Below are 21,614 nucleotides of genomic sequence, written 5' to 3'. Positions count from 1 at the left end.
CGCACGTGTCACTGATCAAACCGAGCCCCGCGGGGGAGAGAACGGAGCCGGCGCCGCCCCCCGCCGTGGAGGGACCGCCGACACGAACCCGTACCGCCCTGCGCTCCGCCGGGCTGGCGGGCGCCGTGGCCCTTCTGCTCGTCCTGCTGGTGCTGAGCCTCGGCTTCGGCGCCCGGCCGCTGTCGGCGGGCGAGGTCTGGTCCGGGCTCTTCGACAGCGGCTCCGCGACCTGGAGCGTGGTGCACGAGATGCGGCTGCCGCGCACCATGCTCGGGCTGCTCGTCGGCCTGGCCCTCGGCCTGGCCGGCTGCGTGATGCAGGCGCTGACCCGCAACCCGCTGGCGGACCCCGGGCTGCTGGGCATCAACGCCGGCGCCTCGGCCGCGGTGGTCACCGCCATCGCCTTCCTCGGAGTGACCGGATTCACCGGCTACGTGTGGTTCGCCCTGGCCGGCGCGGCGGTCGTCTCCGTCCTCGTCTACGCCGTAGGAGGCGGGCGCGGGGCGACCCCGGCACGGCTGGCGCTGGCCGGAGCGGCGCTCAACGCCGCCCTGTACTCCTACGTCAACGCCGCGATGATCCTGGACGCCGCGTCGCTGGAGCGGATGCGTTTTTGGACCGTCGGCTCGCTGGCCTCGGCCCGGACGGAAGCCGTGGAGCAGGTACTGCCGTTCATCACCGCCGGCGCCCTGGTCGCCCTCGCCCTGGCCCGGCCGCTCAACGCCCTCGCGCTCGGCGACGACCAGGCCCGGGCCCTGGGCGCCCGGCCGGAGAAGGTCCGCGCCGCCTGCATCGTCGCCGTGACCCTGTTGTGCGGCGCGGCCACCGCCGCCGCCGGCCCCATCGTCTTCGTCGGGCTGATGGTGCCGCACCTGGTCCGCGCGATCACCGGCCCCGACCTGCGCTGGATGCTGCCGTACTGCGCGGTGCTCGCCCCCGTGCTGCTGCTCGGCTCCGATGTGCTCGGCCGGCTTCTGGGCCGCCCCGGCGAGCTCCAGGTGGGCGTCGTCACCGCCGTCCTCGGCGGCCCCCTCTTCCTCTACGTCCTGCGCCGGCGGAAGGTGGCCGCCGCATGAGGAGTGCCGTGAGGACCGCCACGAGAACCGCCGCGGGAGCCGGCGGGGAAGCCGGGACGAGAACCCTGCGCGCCGGGCCGGCGCTCAGCCTCCGCTTCCGCCCCCGCGCCCTGATCGCCGCCGCAGTCTGCCTGCTCGCGGCCCTGGCCGCCGGCATCGTCACCATCGGCAGCGGCGACTACCCCATGAGCCCCGCCGAGGTGCTGACCACCCTCACCGGCGGCGGCACCCCCGCCCAGGACTTCATCGTCAACGAGCTGCGGCTGCCGCGCGTGCTCGCCGCCCTCCTCGTCGGCGCCTCGCTCGGCCTGGCCGGCGCCGTCTTCCAGTCCGTGGTGCGCAACCCACTGGGCAGCCCCGACATGCTCGGCATCACCCAGGGCGCCTCCACCGGCGCGCTGCTCGTCGTCCTCGCCGGCGGCAGCAGCGCGGCCCTGGCCGGCGGCGCCATCGCCGGAGGGCTGCTGACCGGACTGCTCATCTACGCCCTCGCCTGGCGCCGGGGGATGCACGGCTACCGGCTGGTGCTCACCGGCATCGGCGTTCTGGCGATGCTCACCGGCGTCAACGGCTACCTGCTCACCCGCGGCAAGCTGATGGAGGCGGCCCGCGCGATCCTGTGGATCACCGGCAGCCTCGACGGCCGCGGCTGGCCCGAACTCACCCCGCTGCTGATCGCCCTGGCGGTACTGGGCCCGGTCGCCGTCCTGGGCTGCGGACGGGCCCTGCGGATGACGGAGATGGGCGACGACGCGGCACACGCCCTCGGCGTGAGCGTCGAGCGCGCCCGCACCACGGCGCTGGGCTCCGCCGTCGTCCTGGTTTCCTTCGCCGCGGCCTGCGCCGGGCCGGTCTCCTTCGTCGCGCTCACCGCGCCCCAGCTCGCCAAGCGCCTCACCCGCGCGCCCGGCCCCAACCTGCTGCCCGCCGCCTGCATGGGCGCGGCCGTGCTGGTGATCGCCGACTGGGCCGCCCAGAACCTCTTCACCGGACGGCAGATCCCCGTGGGCGTCGTCACCGGCCTCCTCGGCGGCTGCTATCTGGTGTGGCTGCTGACCACCCAGCGGAAGGCGGGACGGATATGAACACCTCCGCGGTGGTCCGCGGCCTCCACGGTCCCCAGGACCTCCAGGCCTCTCAGGACACCGCCCCGGTCGGACACCCCCAGGACGGAGCAGAACGGATGACGCAGGGCAACCACCGCGACCACGGCGCCCCGGCGGCCGGAGGGACGAGGCTGAGCGGTGAGGGCCTGACCCTCGCCTACGACCGGCGGACGATAGCCGAGGACCTCACGGTCGCGATACCGGACCACTCCTTCACCGTCGTCATCGGCCCCAACGCCTGCGGCAAGTCCACCCTGCTGCGAGCCCTGTCGCGGATGCTGAAGCCGGCCGCCGGGGCGGTCCTCCTGGACGGCAGGGACATCTCCTCGGCAGGTGCCAAGCAGGTCGCCCGCACCCTCGGCCTGCTGCCGCAGTCCTCCGTCGCCCCCGAGGGCATCTCCGTCTCCGAACTGGTCTCCCGGGGCCGCTATCCGCACCAGAGCCTGCTGCGTCAGTGGTCGGCCGAGGACGAGCGCGTCGTGTCGGAGGCGATGTCCTCCACCGGCGTCGCCGAACTCGCCGACCGCTCGGTGGACGAACTGTCCGGCGGGCAGCGGCAGCGGGTGTGGATCGCCATGGCGCTGGCCCAGCAGACCCCCCTGCTGCTCCTGGACGAGCCGACCACCTACCTCGACCTCGCCCACCAGATCGACATCCTGGACCTGTGCGCCCGCCTCCACCAGGAGGAGGGCCGCACCCTGGTCGCAGTCCTCCACGACCTCAACCACGCCGCCCGCTACGCCACCCATCTGATCGCCATGCGCGACGGGCGGGTGGTGGCCTCCGGGCCGCCGGAGCGGATCGTGACCGCCGAACTGGTCGAGGACGTCTTCGGCCTTCCCTGCCGGGTCATCGACGACCCGGAGACCGGGACCCCGCTGGTGGTGCCCGCGGCGCGGCGCCGCGCCCGCAAGCCGCAGGAGGCCGGTCACCTCCGCTGACCCGTCACCTCCCCGGCCCGGGCCGCCGTCCCGCCCCGCTGTCCCTCCCCGCCGGACGGCGCGTTCCGCGGCCGGGCGTGACGGCCGACGGCCCGGCGGGCGGTGCGTACGGTCCGCGGTCCAGGAGGGTGATGAATCCGTCCGGGCCGGCCACCGCCGCCCGCCCGGTGCGCAGCCAGCCGCCCGGCAGCAGCCGCCGCTGCGTCGCCGCCTCGTCCCGCCAGTAGCCCGGGCACACCTGGGGGCCGCGCAGCAGCAGCTCGCCCGCGCGGCCCGGCAGGGCCTCGGCGTGCGGAAAGCCCTCCACCGCGACCCGGGCCTCCGCGCCCGGCACCGCGATCCCCGCCGTTCCGGCGCGCGCGTTGGGACCGCGGGGATTGGCCAGCGCGATGCCGGCGGCGTCGGCGGGCCCGTAGGTCTCCACCAGCGGGGCGTCCACCAGGGCCCGCAGCGCCCGGTCCGACTCCTCGTCCAGCTGCCCCGACACCAGGGTGCGCACCCCGGAGGCGGCCTCCCACTCGTGCTCCGGCCGGGCCAGCAGCCGCCGCAGCTCGCCGGCCGGGGCGGCCAGGACCGCCGGGCGGTGCCGGCGGGCCGCCCGCAGCACGGCCTCCGGCTCCGGCCGCGGCTCCAGGACCACGCGTGCGCCGGCCAGAGCCGCGCCGGTCACGCCGAACAGCAGCCCGGACGCCCGCCACGGCGGGTTCAGGCAGAGCACGGTGGCGCGGCGCCGGGTCAGTTCCGGTAACCAGGCCAGGAGTTGGTGCGCGGCCGCCACGAGGTTGCGGTGGGTGAGCATCACGGCCCGGCCGTCCTCGTACAGCAGCACGGCCAGATCGCCGGGGGAGAGGGCCGGACGGGCGCCGTGCGCCCGCGCCGGGCTCCGCACGGACCGGCGGGCGCGTGTCCGGTGCCATGGCGGCGCCCCGCCGTCGGCCGGGACCTCGATGACCTGGACCGAGCGGGTGCGCGACCGCACCGTTCCCGCCCCGATCCCGGCCCCGGCGGCGCACAGCGCAACCACGGCGCCGCTGTGCGCCATACGGCGGCGGATCTCCTCCGGGGCCGCCCCCGGGTCGAGCGGTACCGCCACCGCGCCCAGCAGCCACACGGCATGGCAGGCGGTGACGGCCTGCGGTCCGGTCGGCAGCAGCAGCGCCACCCGGGCGCCGCGGCACACCCCCGCCGCGGCCAGCGACGAGGCCAGGCGGGCAACGCGGCGGCGCAGGACGGTGTAACCGGTGCGCCGGCCGCCGCAGACCACGGCGGTGCGCCGGCCGCGGCGGCCGACGGCCGTGTCGAGGAGGGCGGGCAGGGTGGTCTCGGGAACCCTCAGCGCCACGGGCACCCCGAGAGCGTAGAAGCGCGTCCAGGCCGGCGGGGCCTGGTACCTCAGCAGTTCCGACATGGACGGATGGTCGCGCAGGAGGGCGGGCGGGCACTTGTGCCGTACGGACAGTTCCAACGCCGCGGATTGTCAGAGGAATTACTATCGAGCGCTTGTTACTCGGTCGTAACTTCAGTGATCGTTCCCCTTCGCCGGCCGCCGCCGTCCGCGGCTGTCCACCGGCGAGAGGAGAGGAGCCCCGGGTGAGAAGCGTGCGAAGGGAGCGGACCGGACACGGGGGCGGCGGTATCGTCACCGGACCCCGTGCCCGCCGACACCGTTTCCGCCGCCCGCCGCCCCGTCCTCCGCGCGTCTTCGGTGCCACTCCAGTGTCGTGAAGGGAGCCGCCATGCTGAACGGAAGCGCCCGGCCGCAGCAGGACGAGCGGAGCCGGGGCAGGAACGCCGCCGACGGCAGGGCCGCCGACTCGTACGCGACCTTCAGCGCCTTCCCCGCCGAACTCTCCGGTCATCTCAGCCCCCACCTCGACGACATCGTCGAGGAGGTCGTCGAGGCGATCCGCACCGAGATCGCCGAGTACGCGCGCCCCGAGGACGGCACCTACATGCACGTGGTCCGCACCGGCGCCCGGCAGGCCTTACACGACTTCCTGGCCCGGATGGCCAGACCGGACGCCGATCTGGAGGCCGTCCGGGCCACCTACCGGAGCATCGGCCGGGGCGAGGCCGAGGAGGGCCGGAGCCTGGAACCCTTCCAGGCCGCGCTGCGGGTCGGGGCCCGCGTCACCTGGCGCAGGGTCAACGCCCTGGTGGACGCCGGAAGACTGCCCCGGGAGATCCTGGGGGCCTTCGGCGAGGCGCTGTTCCTGCACCTGGACGAGATGGCGGCCGCCACCACCACCGGCTACACCGAGGCGCGCCTGCACGCCGCCGGGGAGATGCAGCGGCGCCGCAACCGCCTGATCGACCTGCTCACCGCCGACCCTCCCGCGTCGGCCGAGGCCATCGGCGACCTCGCGCACACCGCCCGCTGGCCGCTGCCGCGCGAGATCGCCGTCGCCGTCACCGAGCACACGGACCGGCCGGAGACGACCCGGCCCATCCTGCCGCCCGAATGCCTGTCGCGGCTCGACACCAGGCCGGGCGTCGTCGTCGTGCCCGACCCCGAGGGGCCCGGACGCGCCCGCGCCATCAACGCCGCGCTGAGCGGCATCCGCGCCGCCCTCGGACCCACCGTCCCCCTCGCCGAGGGCGCCCGCTCGCTGCGCCGGGCCACCGAGGCGCTCGGCCTGTCCCGGCGCGGCATCCTGCCCGCCACCGGGCTGGTGCGCTGCGCCGACCACCTCACCACGCTGCTGCTCTTCCGCGACGAGGAACTCGTCGACGCGCTCGCCGATCTCCGGCTGCGCCCCCTGCACAGGATCCGTTCCCCGCAGCGCGAACGCCTCGCCGAGACACTGCTGTGCTGGCTGCGGCACGGGCACAACGCCAGCGAGGTCGCCGCGCACCTCAACATCCACCCGCAGACCGTCCGCTACCGGCTGCGGCAGCTCGACGAGGTCTTCGGCGACCGGCTCTACGACCCCGCGGTCCGGTTCGACATGCAGCTCGCCCTGCGGGTGTGGAGCCTGCGGCGCGCCGCCGGGGAGGAGCCGCCCCCGGAGTGAGCCCCCTCCCCGGCCGATCCCGGCCCGGCCGGGGAGGGGTCGCCCGGCCGCTTCGCGCGCAGGGCGTTCGCGCCGGTGGCCGGTGTTCCCCTGCCCGGAAGAGGCGGGCGCGGTGTCCGCCGGCGGGGGCGGCGGTGCGGGCGGTCGCCGGGAGAGGCGTGGACGCCGGGCCGGTGACCGCGGCAGCGGTGGGGTGATGGCAGGATCGCAGGGTGCTGGAACGGATCATCGCCGCATGCGACGGCGCATCGAAGGGAAACCCCGGGCCCGCGGCCTGGGCATGGGTCATCGCCGGAGCGGACGGCGACGTGGAGCGGTGGGAGGCCGGCCCGCTGGGCCGGGCGACCAACAACGTGGCGGAACTGACCGCGCTGGAGAGACTGCTCCAGGTCCTGGACCCGGCCGTACCGGCACAGGTGCGGATGGACTCCCAGTACGCGATGAAGGCGGTCACCACCTGGCTGCCGGGCTGGCGCCGCAAGGGCTGGAAGACCTCGGCCGGCACACCGGTGGCCAACCGGGACCTGGTGGTGCGCATCGACGGACTGCTGGCCGGACGGGATGTCGAGTTCGTCCACACCCCCGCCCACCAGGTGGACGGCGACCGGCTCAACGACGCCGCCGACCGCGCCGCGAGCCACAGCGCCCGCACCCAGCGGCCGGCCGGCTCCGCGGCGGGGGACGACCTGCCGCCACCCGAGCCCGGCACCGCCTCCGCCGGCGGGCGTTCCCGCACGGCGGGGGCGAAGCCGGCACGGAAGCCCGGGGCTTCGGGCCGCTCCTCCGGCAGACCGCTCAAGGCCCGCTTCCCGGGCCGGTGCCGCTGCGGCCGGCCGTACGCGAAGGGCGAGACGATCACGAAGAACCCCGACGGCTGGGGTCACCCCGCCTGCGCCGCCGCCGGAACGGGTGGGGTGTGACACCGAAGGGGCTTTGAGGCGGAGGCCGCCGCCGGGACGGCCCGTTCCGGCGGCGGGCTGAAAATCCTGTTTACAGTGCAACCAATGGGCATCTCCGCAAGTCCTTCACGTGCAGCACGATTTCCGCACGACGTGGAGGAGAACTCCCTTGCGCAAGCGCCCAGTCATAGCCGCGGCCGCCGCGGTCGGCACGCTGGCCGTCCTCACCGCCTCCCCGGCCCAGGCCGCCGAGTACAGATCGGCGCTGAAGGTCCGGGGCGTCCAGTACGACGCGCCCGGCCGGGACTCCAACAACTGCTCCACCGGGAACACCGACCAGGAGTACCTGACGCTCAAGAACTACTCGTCCTCCGCGACCATCAACCTCAGGGGGTACGTGGTCAAGGACGCCGCCGGCAACCGCTTCGCCTTCACGGCGAACCACTACCTCCAGCCCGGCGACTACATCCGGCTCCGCGGCGGCCACGGCAGCGACTCCGACAAGTACAACGTGGTCTACCGGGACAACTGCAACTTCCTCTGGAACAACGACCGCGACACCATCTACCTGTACAAGCCCTCCGGCAGCCGCTCGGACGTGCACTCCTACACCAGGAGCGGGTCCGACCCCGACCGCAACGGTTACATCGCCTTCCACAAGTGACCCGGAAGCCCTGCGGGCCGCGCAGGCGAGGGCGGGAGGCGGCGACAGGGGTCCGGTGCGCTCGGCCCTACCGGGCGGCGCCGAAGGTCTGTGTCCAGTAGTCGCCGGGCTGGGCCAGGCCGACGCCGATCTCCTCGAAGGAGCAGTTGAGGATGTTGCGCTTGTGACCGGGGCTGGACATCCAGCCGTCCATCACGCTCTCGGGGGTCCGGTAGCCGTGGGCGACGTTCTCGCCGTAGGTCCGCCACTCGTAGCCGGCCCGCTCGATCCGGTCTCCGGGGCCGGATCCGTCGGAGCCGGTGTGGGACATGTTCCGGTGATCGGCCATGTCCTGGCTGTGGGTCCGGGCGGCCTCGGCCAGCTTCTCGTTCACCTTCAGAGGCGCGCATCCGGCCCTGGCTCGCTCGCTGTTGACGAGTTCCACTACGCGGGCCTCGGCACCGCCGGCCGGAGCGGGTGTGGAGGGCGCGGAGGTGCTGGGAGCCGGGGAGGCGCTCGGGGGAGCGACGGGCGTGCGGGTCCTCTCCACCTCGGGCCGCGAGGTCGACCTGGAGGCGGGCGACCGGTCCTCGGAGTCCCGGCTTCGCCAGGAGCGCTCCAGGTCGTCGTATGAGCGGTTCTGCCACGAGTGGGAGCGATCCTCGGGGGTCGCCGACCGGTCCATGCAGGCCAGGGCCGCGGTGGGCACTCCCAGGGCGGTCACGGCGATGGCCGCGACGGATATCCTCCGGTAGCGCCTTGTTCTGCGGTGCTTGTTCATATATGATCCCAATCGTCGGATCGCGGATCCCCCCGGGACATGGACGATCCGCACGGAACCCGTCTCCGAACTGCGGGAACGCGGTGCGGGCCGTCATTGTCGGAAGCGTTCGGCCGACGGGGCAACGAGCCTTGGTACTACGCCGCCTCGTAGGTCCCCGCGCCCCTTGCGGGCCGCGTGGGACCGTGCCGGGGCGGGGGCCGGGGTGTGCGGTGGCGCCGTGTCGCTCCGTCAGGAGCCGCCCCTTGCCGCCGCGCACGCAGGAGGGCGCGAAGCGGGGGCGGGCCCGCCGAGCCGGTCGAGTGGTATGACCGTTTAGGGTGGAACGAGCATCTATGTCCGACGAATGTCACCTACTACCCGGCAGGCGTAGTACTGATATGCGCTGTGACGGATGTCACGGAGCCGGCGGGTGTACGGCTCCCCGGGTGTGAGGCGCGGTCTCCGGGGGATCCGGCACCTCCGTTCCGGAGGCCGCCCGGACGGGACGGCGGCAGGGGAGGGAGACCGGATGGACTCCGTGGGCCTCGCGGGCTTTCTGGGTGTGGTGCTGCTCGCCTATCTGATCCCCGGGCCGGATTTCCTCGTGATCACCAGGGCGGCGGTCCGGCGCCCCGGGCTGGGGCGGGCCGCGGCGATGGGAGCGCAGGCCGGACTGTGTGCGCATATGCTCGCGGCGGTTCTCGGCCTGTCCGTCGTCGCAGCCCGGTCCTCGGTCGCCTTCGCCGCGATCAAGCTGGCCGGCGCGGCCTATCTGGTCTTCCTGGGCGTACGTGCCCTGGTCGCGGTCCGGCGGGGTGCCGCCGAGCGGAACCGCCGCGCGGAGCCGGTGCTTCGGGGGGAGGGGGCGGCGCCACCCTGCGGGGGAGCTTCGCCGAGGGCCTGCTCACCAACGTCCTCAACCCCAAGGCGGCGCTCTTCTTCCTCAGTGTCCTGCCTCAGTTCGTCGACCGTAGCGGGTCGATGACCGGGCAGATCATCTTCCTGGGCGTCCTGGACATCGCTGTCGGCATCGCCTACTGGCTGGTGCTGGTCGGTGTCGCTTCGAGGCTCAGGGTTCTGCTGGACCGGCCTGTCTTCCGCCGACGGTGGGAGGCGGCCACCGGCTTGCTCTTCGTCGCAGTCGGCGCGGGCCTCGTGGCCGCCGGCTGAACGCCGCCGCCGTCTGCCCGGCCGCGGCGATCACGCTGAGCGAGCAGGTCTGAGGACATCCGCGGGCACACTCCCCGCCGGTGCCTCCGCTGAGCGGGCGGCGCAAGGCCGAGACCGGGGCCGAGCTCGCGCGCGCCGCCGTTCCGGCTGTTCACCGGACGCGGGGTGGCGGCGACCTCGGTGGAGGGCGCCGCCGGGGCCGGGTATCTCGCTGCGCGCCTTCTGGCGCTACTCCTGCCGGCGAGGAGGACCGCGTCCGCCCGCTGCTCACCACGGGCACCGACGCCGCGGTGTGCGCCCTGGGGGAGCGGCGGCCCGGCGACGTCGCCGCGCGACGCACCGGCCGGCCCGCTGACGGCCTGTGGGCGGCGGTGGGGGAGGCCATGGTCAACGGCGCCCTGCGCGCCGCCGTCGAGCGCCACGCACTGCGTGCCGCGAAGGGGGCGCGGACCGGCGGGAGGGTCTGGTCGAGGCGGTCCGCGAGGCTCTGCGTGCCGGGGTCCGCCGTCCGCGGGGCTGACCGGCGCCGTACACGGGTGCGTCACTTCCTCCGGTCGGCCATCAGAAGTGTTACCAGGGGTAGCATGCGTGGCGCCCCTTGATTTACATTCTGTCTAACAAGCGTGGCGGGCGCCTTCGGCAGGCCGCGGGACGCGGAAGCGGACCGGCGGCACCGCGGTCGCCCCGGCGCAGCGGGCGGACAGGGAACGTCGCACACGGTTCGAGGAGCGCACATGGCGAGCAGCACCGGCATCGTCCGACCGGCGGGACGGCGGACGGGACGACAGGCCGAACAACCGGCGGAACGCGACCGGCACGACGAGCACGACGAGCAGGACGTCGCACGCCGGCTGCTCGACTCGGCGGCGAGGCTGGCCTACGACCCGGCCGTCGAGGTGGACTGGGAGACGCCGCTGGACAAGGACTTCCACGGCGCCAGCCCCGAGTGGAGCACCCTCTACGGCACCCCGTACTGGGACGAGCTGACCGAGGAGCAGCGCAAGGAACTGACGCGGCAGGAGGCCGCCTCGGTGGCCAGCACCGGCATCTGGTTCGAGATGATCCTCCAGCAGATGGTGCTGCGCGACATCTACTCCAAGGACCCCACCAGCGCCGAGTTCCAGTGGGCGCTGACCGAGATCGCCGAGGAGTGCCGGCACTCGATCATGTTCGCCCGCGGGGCCCGGAAACTGGGCGCTCCGCCGTACCGTCCGCACCGGTTCGCCTTCGAACTCGGCCGGGCGTTCAAGACGCTGGCGTTCGGCGAGGCGGCGTACGCGGCGATCCTGGTCGCCGAGGAGGTCCTCGACGTCATGCAGCGCGACTGGATGCGCGACGAGCGGGTCGTGCCGTTCGTCCGAACCATCAACAACATCCATGTCGTCGAGGAGTCCCGGCACATGAAGTTCGCCCGCGACGAGACGCGCAAGCGCCTGGCGGGCGCCGGCCGGCTGCGCCGCCGGATCCACGCCCTGGTGATCGCGGTCGCGGCCTACGTCATCGTCACCAGCATGGTGAACCGCAGGGTGTACGCCAACGCCGGGCTCGACGAGAAGCGCGCGGTGCGGGAGGCGAGGGCCAACGAGCACCACAAGGCGATGATGCGTTCCAGCTGCTCGGGCCTGATGGAGTTCCTCGCCTCCGCCGGCCTGCTGACGAAGCCGGCGCTGGTGTTCTACAAGCGCGCCAACCTCATCTGAGACCGGACGGGCCGCGACATGACCCACGTCATCACCCAGAACTGCTGCGCCGACGCCACCTGCGTCGCCGTCTGCCCGGTCAACTGCATTCACCCGACCCCGCAGGAGAGGGACTTCGGCAGTACGGAGATGCTGTACGTCGATCCCGGGGCATGCATCGACTGCGGCGCCTGCGCGGACGCCTGCCCGGTGGACGCGATCATTCCGGAGGACCGGCTGTCGGGAGCGCAGCGGGAGTACGCCGCCGTCAACGCGGCGTACTTCGAAGGCCGCGCGGACGCCGAGGGCCGCGCGGACGGCGGCTCCGGCTCCGAACCCGCCGACCACGGGCCGAACTTCCACGCCTGGGGCAGGCCTGCGTTCGAGCGCGTCCTGCCCTCCGACTTCGCGCCGCTGCGGATCGCCGTCGTCGGCACCGGCCCGGCCGGCATGTACGCCGCCGAGGACCTGCTGCTCCACACGGGCGCCGAGGTGACCCTCGTCGACCGGATGCCGGTGGCCGGCGGCCTCGTGCGCTACGGGGTGGCCCCCGACCACCCCGGGACCAAGGGGGTCGGGGACACCTTCGCGCGGCTGTACGCGCACCCGCGGGTCCGGATGTACCTGGGCCTGGAGGTGGGCGCCGACGTCACCGCGGAGGAACTGGCCGCGCATCACGACGCGGTCGTCTACGCCGTCGGCGCCCGCGCCGACCGCCGTCTGGGGATCCCGGGCGAGGACCTGCCCGGAAGCATCTCCGCGACCACGCTGGTGGCCTGGTACAACTCCCATCCGGAGACGGCCCCGGACGCCGTCGACCCGTCCGCGGAGCGGGTGGTCGTGGTCGGCAACGGCAACGTCGCCCTCGACGTCGCCCGGATCCTGACGGCCGACCCGGAGGAGCTGGCCGGTACCGACATCGCAGCCCACGCGCTCGGCGCGCTGCGCGCCGCAAGGGTGCGGGAGGTGGTCCTGCTGGGACGCCGGGGCCCGGCGGAGGCGGCGTACACCAGACCGGAGTTGCTCGCCCTGAAGCATCTGCCGGGTGTGGAGCTGGTCGTGGACGACCACGACCCCCGCATCGCCGCGAGTATCGACTCGGCCGGTCCGGGCGACAAGGCGGCCGTACTGCGGGACGTCTCCCGGCAGTCGGTCGACTGGTCCCTCCCGCCCGCACCGGGGCGGCGTATCGTGTTGCGCTTCCACAGCGCGCCGGCGGAGGTGCTCGGCGACGGGCGCGTACGGGCGGTGCGCACCACGGCGGCGGATGGGGAGCTGGAGATACCGGCAGGCCTGGTGGTACGGGCGGTCGGCTACCGCGGCGCCCCGGTCCCCGGGCTGCCCTTCGACGAGGCCACCGGTACCGTCCCGCACGAGGGCGGGCGCGTGACCGGGCGGCCGGGGACGTACGTCGTGGGCTGGATCAAACGCGGCCCCTCGGGCGGTATCGGGGCCAACCGCGCCTGCGCGGCCGAGACGGTCGGCACCCTGCTCGCCGACGCGATCGAAGGCGCCCTGCCCGCGCCCGAGCACGGCGCGAGAGCCTTCCGCCGGCTGGTGAGGAGCCGCAACCGCCGCCTGGTCGACGCCCGCGGCCAGGCCGCGATCGACCGGGTGGAGGTGGCCCGCGGGCTGCGGGCCGGACGGCCCCGCGAGAAGCTGGCCACCGTCCCCGAACTGGTGGCGGCGGCCAGGAGCGGCCGTCGGCGGCTCCTGGGCTGAGAGGCCCCTCCCGCTCCGGACCCACCTTCGGCTCCCGGTCCGGAGCGGGGCGGGTGGGGTCCGCGCGGTTGGCGACCCCGCCCGGGAAGCGTCAGGGAGCGGGCCGCCGACCGCGGTCGGTCCTGGCCTCGAGAGCGTGCAGCACGGCCACCATGTCCCGGTCGCCGTGCCCCAGCGCGACCGTCTCGCCGAAGAGGGCGTGACAGACGTCCAGCAGGGGAGAGGCCAGACCGGCCTCCCGGGCCGCCTCGTGGATCAGCCGGTTGTTCTTCAGCACGTCCAGGGCGGCGGCCTGGACGCCGAAGTCGCGCGCCAGCAGCTTGGGCGCCTTCATGCGGGAGACGCCGCTGGCCATCGGGCCGGCGTCGAGCACGTCCAGGAACAGCCGCCGGTCCAGACCATGGCGGTCGGCGAAGTGGAACGCCTCGGTGAACCCGGTGACCAGTGTGATCAGGAACAGGTTCACCGAGAGCTTCATCAGCAGCGCGTTCGGAGCGGGACCGCACACGAACACCTCCCGGCACATCGGACGCAGCAGCGGGCGCACCGCCTCCACTGCCGCCGGCTCCCCGGCTGCCATCGCCACCAGTTGCCCCGCCTCGGCGGGCACGCGGGAACCGGAGACGGGGGCCTCGACGTAACCGCCGCCGGCCGCGCGGACGTCGGCCTCCAGCCTGCGTGAGTAGTGGGGCGAGGTCGTCCCCATGTGCACGACCGTGCGCCCGGCGACGCGTGAGGCGAAGTCCGGTGTGCCGCGACCCAGTACGGCGTCCGTCGCCGCCTCGTCGGCCAGCATCAGGAAGACGGCGCCGGCCCGTTCGAAGACCCCGGAGGGGCTCGCCGCCACCTCGGCCCCGGCCGCGCGCAGCGGCTCGCTCCTGGCGGCGGTGCGGTTCCAGACGACCGGCGCCATGCCGGCGCGGGCCAGATTCAGTGCCATGGGCTGCCCCATGGTGCCGAGACCGATGAAACCCACGTCCACGCTGTGCCGCCCTTCCGGGCGAGGGACCGTGCCCCTCGCCCGCGTGCCTGCCCGCCCCGCCCGCTATGACAGCCGTCATAGTAGCGGTCGTTATGACGTGTGTCATAGCACCGGGCGCGGGCCGTTCCGGGGCGGAGCGCATGGGCCTCTCCCGCACGGGTACGGCCGGCGCGGCACCGATAGGCTGGCCGGACCGGCGGGGCGAGTGCCGCTCGCCCGGCACGCCAGGGGATCGGAGGTCGGCGGTGACGGTTTCCCGGCGGGGACCACGCGAACGGATGGTCTTCAGCGCGGCCCAGCTCATCCGGCGCGACGGAGTCGCCGCGACCGGTCTGCGCGATGTCGCCGCACACGCGCAGGCCCCGAGAGGGTCGCTGCGGCACTACTTCCCGGGCGGCAAGGAACAGCTCGTCAACGAGGCCGTGGAGTGGGCCGGCCGCTACGCGGCCAGGCGGGTGGACCGGTTCCTGGCCGAAATGCCCGAGCCGTCGCCGAGCCGTCTGTTCGAGGCGATGGTGCGCCAGTGGACCGACGAGTACCGGTCGGCCGGATTCGCGACGGGCTGCCCCGTCGTCGCCGCGACGGTGGACCGCGCCGGCTCCGCCGAGTCCACCCGGCAGGCCGCCGCCGCCGCGTTCGCCGCCTGGAACCGGCCGGTGGCGCGGGCGCTGACGCGGATGGGCGTGCCGGCCGGCCGGGCCGCCTCGCTGGCGACCCTGATGATCAGCGCACTGGAGGGAGCGATCGTGCTCGCCAGGGCCGAGCGCGACGTACGCGCCCTGGAGACCGTGGCGCGGGAACTCGGCCCCCTCCTGGACGCCGGCGTAGCCCCGGGGGACTGAAGCCCGCGCCGGAAGGCCCGGGGTTCGCCGATCCCAACGCGCCGTGCCCCGGCGTCGGCGGCACCGCCGCCACACCTGCGGGCAGGCCCCGGGAGAAGCCGGGCGGTGGTGGTGGCGGAGCGTAGCGTGGGCATACGGAGGCCGGGGCCGAGGCGTGCCCGGTACGGCGAAGGGAGCGCACACCATGGCGACCGCACAGCGCATGGTGGTCATCGGAGGCAACGCGGCGGGCATGTCCGCCGCGTCGCAGGCACGCAGACTGAAGCGGCCCGGGGAACTGGAGATCATCGCCCTCGAACGGGGCGGTTACACCTCCTACTCCGCCTGCGGCATCCCCTACTGGGTCGGCGGCGATGTCACGGCCGCCGACGACCTGATCGCACGGACCCCCGAGGAGCACCGCGAACGGGGCATCGACCTGCGGCTGCACACCGAGGTCACCGAACTCGACCCGGGCGGCTGCCGAGTCCGCGTCCGCGGCGGCGGTGACGGTGGCGGCCCCGGGGAGTGGCTGGGCTACGACCACCTGGTCATCGCCACCGGTGCCCGCCCCCTGCGCCCCGGCCTGCCGGGCATCGAAGCGCCGGGCGTGCACGGAGTGCAGACCATGGACGACGGCAGATCCCTGCTGGAGGCACTGGAGGAGACCGAGTCGGCACGCACCCGGCGGCGTGCGGTCGTGGTCGGCGCCGGCTACATCGGCGTGGAGATGGCCGAGGCGCTGGTCCGCCGGGGCTACCGGGTCACGGTGCTGGACCGGGCCGAGGAGCCGATGACCACACTGGACCCCGACATGGGCCGGCTCGTGCGCGAGGCGATGGCCGGTATGGGCATCGAGACGGTCACCGAAGCCGCCGTCACAGCCGTCCGCACCGGTGAGGACGGCCGGGTGCGGGCGGTCGCCACCGAGGACGCCGAGTACGAGGCCGATCTGGTGGTCCTCGGACTGGGAGTGCGACCCGAGACCGGGCTCGCACGCGAGGCGGGACTGCCGCTGGGGGAGTCCGGCGGCCTGCTCACCGACCTGGCGATGAGGGTGCGGGGGAGGGAGAACGTCTGGGCGGGCGGAGACTGCGTCGAGGTCCTGGACCTCGTCTCCGGTCGCGAGCGCCACATCGCGCTGGGCACGCACGCCAACAAGCACGGCCAGGTCATCGGCACCAACATCGGCGGCGGCTACGCCACCTTCCCCGGCGTCGTCGGCACGGCCGTCAGCAAGGTCTGCGATCTGGAGATCGCCCGCACCGGCCTGCTGGAGAGTCAGGCCAGGGCCGCGGGACTGCGGTTCGTGACCGCGACGGTCGAGTCGACCAGCCGCGCCGGCTACTACCCGGGCGCCGCGCCGATGCATGTGAAGATGCTCGCCGAGCACCGCACGGGCCGCCTGCTGGGCGTGCAGATCGTCGGACGCGAGGGCGCGGGCAAACGCGTGGACGTGGCCGCGGTCGCCCTGTCCGCCTCCATGACGGTCGAGCAGATGACCTTCCTGGACCTGGGATACGCGCCGCCGTTCTCCCCGCTGTGGGACCCGGTGCTGGTGGCGGCCCGGAAGGCGACCGCGGCGGTGCGCCGGGCCGGCGCGCACTGACGACACGGCGCACCGCCGCCGGATGCGGGAAAGTCCCTGCTGACGTGCCGGGGCCGGGGCCGGGGCCGGGCGTGGTGATCTCAGACGGGTTGCCGCGCGAAGAGTTCCAGGTGGCCGCACCTCGGGCAGCGGTAGGCGTCGATCTGCCACCGGGGGCGGCCCATGCGCTTGGCGCCGCCGAACACGCCGCGCTCCAGCGGCCCGGCGATCCAGCGGGCGTATCCGCGGGAGTTGTCGCCGGAGTCCTCGATGAATCCCGGCTCCAGGCCGGTCGTGCCGCACCGGGTGCACTTCACGGTGTCCACCGCGGGATCCTAACGGGTCGCGGCGGAGTCCGGCCTGCCTCGTCACCGGCCGGTGCCCGCCTCCGCCGGGGTGGCCTCCACGTACGGACTTGTCATGACGGTGACATAAGATGCGCGCACCATTCACGAATTTTCCCCAGAGGATGTACGCGTCATGACAATCCGTGCGCCGCTCCGCTCCCTGCGCGGCATATCCGCCGCCGTCGCCCTGCTCGCGATCGGGGCGGCGGGGTGCTCCGACGTCGTCGACAGTGCCAAGAACGGCGCGACGAAGGTGGCCCGCCAGCGGTCGGTGTTCTCGCTGTCCACCGGAGACTGCTACAACCCCAACAGCGAGAAGATCGAGGGCGAGGCGCTCGCCATCGAGCTCGTGCCGTGTGACGAGCCGCACCGGGGCCAGGTCGTCGGCGAGTTCGACATCGAGGAGAAGGGGGACTTCCCCGGCGACGAGGCGGTCACGGCGATCGCCGACGAGCGGTGCCCGGCCGAGGCGGGTGAGTTCGCCCCGGACACCTGGGCGCTGCCCGAGGGCGTCGGCCTCTCCTACTACACCCCCACCGCGGAGAGCTGGGCAACCGGCGACCGTGCCGTGAGCTGCACCTACACCAAGGAGTCGGGTGAGTTCACCGGCTCGCTGAAGACCGGTGCGAAGTCGCTGAAGCCGGCTCAGAAGGCCTACCTGGACGGCGCGAACGCCGTCTACGAGGCCCTGTGGGCGAACCAGCCCGAGGCGGAGAACGTCGAGGAGGACCTCAAGGGCTACAAGGCGCAGGCCGACGCGGTCGCCACCGCCCTCGAAGCGCACCTCGACGGTCTGCGCGGCATCGAGGGAACGGAGACCGGCAAGCTCCGCACCCGGCTGGAGAAGACCGCCGGCCACTGGAAGGACGCCGCGAAGGCCGGCGACGCCGACGCGTTCTACATCGCCTACGACCCCGCCTTCACCGGCCTGGACCCCGGCGACACGGTCGCCGCCCGCAAGGAACTCGGCCTGGCCACCACCGTCCCGGCCGACGACGCCGAGATCTGGGCGAACTGACCCCTCGCCGGCCTGTGACCGGGCGGCGGTGCCGGTCCACAGCGGCCTGGCCGCCACCCGGCCGGGACCGTCGCCAGGACCGCGCGGATTGACGGATTGGGGCGCGCCGCGGTTGGGCAGGGAGCTTGCAGCGTGTCATGAGCACGCTCAACCCCCACAAGGAGGACGACCATGCACGTCCGCACACTCGTCCGCGGCTTCACCGCGGCCCTGGCGGCCGCCTTCGCGCTGGCCGGCGGCCAGGCCGCCGCCGCACCGGCCGCCCCCGCCGCCGAGGACCGCGCCCTCGCCCCGCGGATCCTCACCTACGACGCGAGCGGGGCGGCGGAGTTCAGGGCCGCGGTCGACCGGGGCGCGGCGATCTGGAACGAGAGTGTCGACGCCGTCGAGCTGCGGCCGGTGGCGGCCGGACAGCGCGCCAACATCCGGATCCTCGCCGACAACGGCTGGCCCCGTGCCTACACCTACTCGCTGGGCAACGGCGTGGTCTACATCGGCCGGCAGGCCGTGGACCAGGGCTACAACACCGTCCGCATCTCCTCCCACGAGCTGGGCCACATCCTGGGGCTGCCGGACCGCAAGCCCGGCCCCTGCTCGAGCCTGATGTCCGGTTCCAGTGCCGGGGTCGCGTGCACGAACCCCTATCCGAACGCGGCGGAGAAGGCGGAGGTCGAGAGCGACTTCGGCGGGACGTTCGCCTGGCCGGCCGGGGCGCCGCGCAATGTGATGACCGTGGACTGACGCGCGAGGGCGGGAGCGTCCCGCGCCGCGCCGCCCTGGTGCCCGCCGCGGTCGGGAGGGTCCCGCCGCGCACCCGCGAAGGTGCGCGGCGGGACCCTCCGTTCGTACCGGTGTGCCGGGGCGGCGCTTTTCGTCCCGGTCAGCCGTCGCCGTGCCGGATCAGGGAACGAACCATGCGGCAGGTCGCCCCGGAGGGCGGGTGGACGCCGATCTGCTCGGCCGTGGTGCGGATCCTGCGGTCGGTGGCCCGTTCCGGGCGGTGGACGCCGGTGTCGAGCAGGGCTATGGCCAGGCGCATGGCCTTCAGGCGGCGGTTGTGCGAGACGTACCACTCGCGGGGCCGGCCGGCCGGGAGCGGCTTCTTCGGGAGGGTGGTCAGGGTCGTCAGTGCGGTGGCGGCGGGTGTGGTCGGGACCTTCGGGGGGTGCTTGGCGGCGAGCGCGGCAGAGGCCATCGGCTTCCTCCTGAGGTGGTCGTCCGGCCGTCTCGATCTGCCTTCGATTTTACTGCGAGCCACTGACAAAGGGCCTGGTCAAGCGGGAGTCATGGATTCCGCGGAACCTTGTTCGCGGGCCTTTGCGCAGGGTGTGCCACGCCTCGGGAGAGGCGGTGGCCCGGCCGCCGGAGTCCGGGGGTTCCCCCGCCCGGTAAGTGTTGATTTGTCGACAAGATGTGCCTAGTCTGTGACTCAGGACAGATTTCGAACGTAGATTCGAACTGAAGCTTCGGCCGCGCGGGTGCACGTCTCGCCGGACCGGGACAGCGTCCCGCCGACCGGCGAGCCCACCCCGAACCGCCGTCGGATGCGCCAGAGGAGAAATGGCGTGAACACCTTCACCTTCGCCCCCGCCACCAAGGAACAGGCCAAGGCCCGCATCGCGCTGACCGGACCGACCGGATCGGGCAAGACCTACACCGCGCTCATCACCGGCACCGCGATCGGCGAGCGGGTCGCCCTCGTCGACACCGAGCACGGCAGCGCGTCCAAGTACGCCGACGAGTTCGCCTTCGACACCCTCCAGCTCACCTCGTTCGAGCCCACCGGGCTCATCGACGTTCTCGCGGTGGCCGCCCACCAGGGCTACGACACCGTGATCGTCGACTCGCTCTCGCACTTCTGGTCCGGCGCGGGCGGAGTGCTCGAACAGGTCGACAACGCCGCGAAACGCTACGGGACGGGCAGCAGCTTCGCCGCCTGGAAGGAGACCCGCCCCATGGAGCGGGCGATGATCGACGCCCTGCTCGCCTACCCCGGCCACCTCATCGTCACCATGCGCACCAAGACCGAGTACGTCGTGGAGACCGACGACCGCGGGCGCAAGGTGCCGCGCAAGGTCGGGCTCAAGCCCGAGCAGCGGGAGGGCATCGAGTACGAGTTCGACATCGTCGGCGACCTGGACCACGAGAACACCCTGGTGATCTCCAAGTCCCGGGCGAAGCCGCTGTCCGGGCTGGTGATCCGCAAGCCGGGCACGGAGTTCGCCGACTCCGTCCTCGACTGGCTCAACGCGGGCAAGCCCACCCCGAGCGCGTCCGACTACCTGGCCACCGCCACCGCCCCGAACACCACCTACGAGGAACTGCGCGCCCTCTACGAAGAGGCCCGCCGGCACAACCTGCTCGCCGCCGCCGTCCTGGACCCGGCGGGGGAGCCCACCACACTGGGCGACCTCATCGTGCGCCGCGGGACCGAGGCGAGGAAGGAGGCCGGGAAAACCGGGGAGCCCCGCAAGGAGACCGAGCGGAAAGCCGTGGCGGCATGAACCTCAAGGAGCACGCGACCAGGGTCGCCGTACTCAAGGTGCTGCGCGACGCGGTGGAGGAGCAGTACCAGGCCACACGCCGCGAGGTACTCGACGAACTGCGCGCGGCCCGCGAGGAGTACGCGCTGAAGTCGATACGGGTGACCCTGCGGGACGGCACGCCCATCGCCACCATCACGCTCATCGACCCCAAACCGGAGGTCGTGGTCGCCGACGAGGACGCCTTCACCACCTGGGTGGTCGACAACCACCCGGACGAGGTGGAGACGCTGGTGAGGGTGCGTCCCAGCTGGCGCAGGCAGTTCACCGCACGGCTCACCGCCTGGCCGGGGCCGGCCACCGACCCGCACACCGGCGAGGTGGTCCCCGGTCTGGAGACGGCCCCGCCGCCGGAACCGCGCTCGTTCAGCCTCCGGCCCGTTCCGGGCGGAACGGAACAGGTCGCCCGGGCCTGGCGCACCGGCGAGATCGACCTACCCCGGCTGCTCGCCCTCGACAGCGGCGAAGGACGTGGCGGGACCCGGGAGGAGATCCGCGGCGAGGAGCACTGACCGCCGGCGCCGCGCGCCCGGGGCGTACCCGCCCCGCATCCGCCGTACAACCCTCGCACGAGAGGAGCCACCGATGGCCGGTGAGCCCGTCATCACCGTCGTCGGCAACCTGACCGACGACCCCGACATCCGCACCACACCGTCCGGAGACACGGTCACCCACTTCACCGTCGCCTCCACCCCCCGCACCTTCGACCGGCGGAGCAACGAGTGGAGGGACTCCGCCGAGACGCTGTTCCTGCGCTGCTCCGCATGGCGGCAGGAGGCGGAGCACGTCGCGGAGTCCCTCACGCGCGGCACACGCGTCATCGTCCAGGGCCGGCTGCGCCAGCGGACGTTCGAGACCCGTCAGGGTGAGAAGCGCACCGTGGTGGAGTGCGAGGTGGACGAGGTCGGCCCCTCCCTGCGGTTCGCCAGTGCGACGGTCGCCAGGGGCCCGCGTACGGGCGTCCCCGCAGGCGACCGCTTCGCCGGCGCCGCACCGGCGGCCGACGGTCCGCCGGTGCGGGACGACGGTGAGCGGCACGCGTCCAGGGAGAGCGAACTCCCCTTCTGACCGCGGCGGTCTTCCACGAGACCGCGGAACCGGCGCCACGGCGGCGGGCGGCCGCGACCGACACCCCATGCCGCCCGCCGCGCCGGCGCAACCCGACCCACCGAGGTGGACCCAGTGAAGGAACAGGACCGCGAGAAGGCGCTCGACGCCGCGCTCGCACAGATTGAACGGCAGTTCGGCAAGGGTGCGGTGATGCGCCTGGGCGACGGGGCATGGGATCCCATCGAGGCCATT

22 protein-coding genes and 1 pseudogene are annotated in these 21,614 nt (G+C 73.6%); 18 read left to right on the top strand and 5 right to left on the bottom strand.

Annotated features, from left to right (window positions below; translation table 11 throughout):
- Positions 1-11: 11 nt before the first annotated feature.
- From ACW69E_RS26600 to ACW69E_RS26590, 3 genes are all read left to right on the top strand, one after another.
- Positions 12-1,076, top strand: coding sequence for a FecCD family ABC transporter permease (locus ACW69E_RS26600; RefSeq protein WP_457500849.1), 1,065 nt, complete (start codon positions 12-14; stop codon positions 1,074-1,076).
- Positions 1,073-2,161: a FecCD family ABC transporter permease gene (locus tag ACW69E_RS26595; protein ID WP_457500842.1), complete on the top strand. Its 1,089-nt coding sequence runs from the start codon at positions 1,073-1,075 to the stop codon at positions 2,159-2,161. Before ACW69E_RS26600 ends, ACW69E_RS26595 begins: the two co-directional genes overlap by 4 nt.
- Positions 2,162-2,259: 98 nt before the next feature.
- Positions 2,260-3,123, top strand: coding sequence for an ABC transporter ATP-binding protein (locus tag ACW69E_RS26590; protein WP_457500848.1), 864 nt, complete (start codon positions 2,260-2,262; stop codon positions 3,121-3,123).
- Between the two features lie 4 nt (positions 3,124-3,127).
- Here the strand turns inward: ACW69E_RS26590 and ACW69E_RS26585 are convergent, their stop codons facing one another.
- Positions 3,128-4,531 carry an AMP-binding protein gene (locus ACW69E_RS26585; protein ID WP_457500841.1) on the bottom strand — a complete coding sequence of 468 codons (1,404 nt, stop codon included), beginning with the start codon at positions 4,529-4,531 and terminating at the stop codon, positions 3,128-3,130.
- 328 nt (positions 4,532-4,859) lie between these two features.
- Here ACW69E_RS26585 and ACW69E_RS26580 point away from each other — a divergent pair, with 328 nt between their 5' ends.
- From ACW69E_RS26580 to ACW69E_RS26570, 3 genes are all read left to right on the top strand, one after another.
- Positions 4,860-6,137: a PucR family transcriptional regulator gene (locus tag ACW69E_RS26580; RefSeq protein WP_457500840.1), complete on the top strand. Its 1,278-nt coding sequence runs from the start codon at positions 4,860-4,862 to the stop codon at positions 6,135-6,137.
- Positions 6,138-6,349: 212 nt separating this feature from the next.
- A complete protein-coding gene (locus tag ACW69E_RS26575) occupies positions 6,350-7,057 on the top strand; it encodes a ribonuclease H family protein (RefSeq protein WP_457500839.1) in 708 nt (235 codons plus the stop codon).
- A gap of 148 nt (positions 7,058-7,205) precedes the next feature.
- Positions 7,206-7,700, top strand: coding sequence for a lamin tail domain-containing protein (locus ACW69E_RS26570; RefSeq protein WP_457500838.1), 495 nt, complete (start codon positions 7,206-7,208; stop codon positions 7,698-7,700).
- Positions 7,701-7,767: 67 nt separating this feature from the next.
- Here ACW69E_RS26570 and ACW69E_RS26565 read toward each other — a convergent pair whose 3' ends face one another.
- Complete coding sequence (locus ACW69E_RS26565) at positions 7,768-8,460, bottom strand: CAP domain-containing protein (protein ID WP_457500837.1); 693 nt, start codon at positions 8,458-8,460, stop codon at positions 7,768-7,770.
- A 511-nt stretch (positions 8,461-8,971) separates the two neighbouring features.
- Here ACW69E_RS26565 and ACW69E_RS26560 point away from each other — a divergent pair.
- From ACW69E_RS26560 to ACW69E_RS26545, 4 genes are all read left to right on the top strand, one after another.
- Positions 8,972-9,427: a LysE family translocator gene (locus tag ACW69E_RS26560; RefSeq protein WP_457500836.1), complete on the top strand. Its 456-nt coding sequence runs from the start codon at positions 8,972-8,974 to the stop codon at positions 9,425-9,427.
- Complete coding sequence (locus ACW69E_RS26555) at positions 9,319-9,612, top strand: LysE family translocator (RefSeq protein WP_457500847.1); 294 nt, start codon at positions 9,319-9,321, stop codon at positions 9,610-9,612. Before ACW69E_RS26560 ends, ACW69E_RS26555 begins: the two co-directional genes overlap by 109 nt.
- A gap of 734 nt (positions 9,613-10,346) precedes the next feature.
- Positions 10,347-11,312 (top strand): AurF N-oxygenase family protein, encoded by a 966-nt coding sequence (locus ACW69E_RS26550; protein ID WP_457500835.1) that lies wholly within the window; start codon positions 10,347-10,349, stop codon positions 11,310-11,312.
- 18 nt (positions 11,313-11,330) lie between these two features.
- Positions 11,331-13,013 (top strand): FAD-dependent oxidoreductase, encoded by a 1,683-nt coding sequence (locus ACW69E_RS26545; protein WP_457500834.1) that lies wholly within the window; start codon positions 11,331-11,333, stop codon positions 13,011-13,013.
- A 91-nt stretch (positions 13,014-13,104) separates the two neighbouring features.
- Here the strand turns inward: ACW69E_RS26545 and ACW69E_RS26540 are convergent, their stop codons facing one another.
- Positions 13,105-13,995, bottom strand: a complete 891-nt coding sequence (locus tag ACW69E_RS26540; protein WP_457500833.1) for an NAD(P)-dependent oxidoreductase — start codon at positions 13,993-13,995, stop codon at positions 13,105-13,107.
- Between the two features lie 278 nt (positions 13,996-14,273).
- Here ACW69E_RS26540 and ACW69E_RS26535 point away from each other — a divergent pair, with 278 nt between their 5' ends.
- Both ACW69E_RS26535 and ACW69E_RS26530 read left to right on the top strand, forming a co-directional pair.
- Positions 14,274-14,837: an LmrA/YxaF family transcription factor gene (locus tag ACW69E_RS26535; protein ID WP_457500832.1), complete on the top strand. Its 564-nt coding sequence runs from the start codon at positions 14,274-14,276 to the stop codon at positions 14,835-14,837.
- Positions 14,838-15,021: 184 nt separating this feature from the next.
- Positions 15,022-16,425, top strand: a complete 1,404-nt coding sequence (locus tag ACW69E_RS26530) for an FAD-dependent oxidoreductase (RefSeq protein ID WP_457500831.1) — start codon at positions 15,022-15,024, stop codon at positions 16,423-16,425.
- A gap of 80 nt (positions 16,426-16,505) precedes the next feature.
- Here ACW69E_RS26530 and ACW69E_RS26525 read toward each other — a convergent pair whose 3' ends face one another.
- On the bottom strand, positions 16,506-16,730 hold the full coding sequence (locus tag ACW69E_RS26525) for a hypothetical protein (protein WP_457500830.1): 225 nt from the start codon (positions 16,728-16,730) through the stop codon (positions 16,506-16,508).
- A 154-nt stretch (positions 16,731-16,884) separates the two neighbouring features.
- Between ACW69E_RS26525 and ACW69E_RS26520 the strand changes: the two genes are divergently transcribed.
- A complete protein-coding gene (locus ACW69E_RS26520) occupies positions 16,885-17,769 on the top strand; it encodes a septum formation family protein (protein WP_457500829.1) in 885 nt (294 codons plus the stop codon).
- Between the two features lie 171 nt (positions 17,770-17,940).
- A complete protein-coding gene (locus ACW69E_RS26515) occupies positions 17,941-18,510 on the top strand; it encodes a snapalysin family zinc-dependent metalloprotease (protein WP_457500828.1) in 570 nt (189 codons plus the stop codon).
- A 139-nt stretch (positions 18,511-18,649) separates the two neighbouring features.
- Here the strand turns inward: ACW69E_RS26515 and ACW69E_RS26510 are convergent, their stop codons facing one another.
- Positions 18,650-18,964: a hypothetical protein gene (locus ACW69E_RS26510; RefSeq protein ID WP_457500827.1), complete on the bottom strand. Its 315-nt coding sequence runs from the start codon at positions 18,962-18,964 to the stop codon at positions 18,650-18,652.
- Between the two features lie 370 nt (positions 18,965-19,334).
- On the opposite strand from ACW69E_RS26510, the gene ACW69E_RS26505 reads away from it, so the two are divergent.
- The 4 genes and pseudogenes from ACW69E_RS26505 to ACW69E_RS26490 all read left to right on the top strand — a co-directional run.
- Positions 19,335-20,273 carry an ATP-binding protein gene (locus tag ACW69E_RS26505; protein WP_457500826.1) on the top strand — a complete coding sequence of 313 codons (939 nt, stop codon included), beginning with the start codon at positions 19,335-19,337 and terminating at the stop codon, positions 20,271-20,273.
- The gene (locus ACW69E_RS26500; protein WP_457500825.1) at positions 20,270-20,824 is read left to right on the top strand and encodes a hypothetical protein; all 555 of its coding nucleotides are present in this window, start codon (positions 20,270-20,272) and stop codon (positions 20,822-20,824) included. The genes ACW69E_RS26505 and ACW69E_RS26500 overlap by 4 nt, the downstream gene beginning before the upstream one ends.
- A 73-nt stretch (positions 20,825-20,897) precedes the next feature.
- Positions 20,898-21,380 carry a single-stranded DNA-binding protein gene (locus ACW69E_RS26495; protein ID WP_457500824.1) on the top strand — a complete coding sequence of 161 codons (483 nt, stop codon included), beginning with the start codon at positions 20,898-20,900 and terminating at the stop codon, positions 21,378-21,380.
- Positions 21,381-21,485: 105 nt separating this feature from the next.
- Positions 21,486-21,614 (top strand): annotated as a pseudogene (locus ACW69E_RS26490) (recombinase RecA); the annotation flags it as partial.

The sequence above is a fragment of the Streptomyces sp. SS8 genome (assembly GCF_054072955.1).
This window is presented reverse-complemented; position numbering and strand designations above follow the sequence as displayed.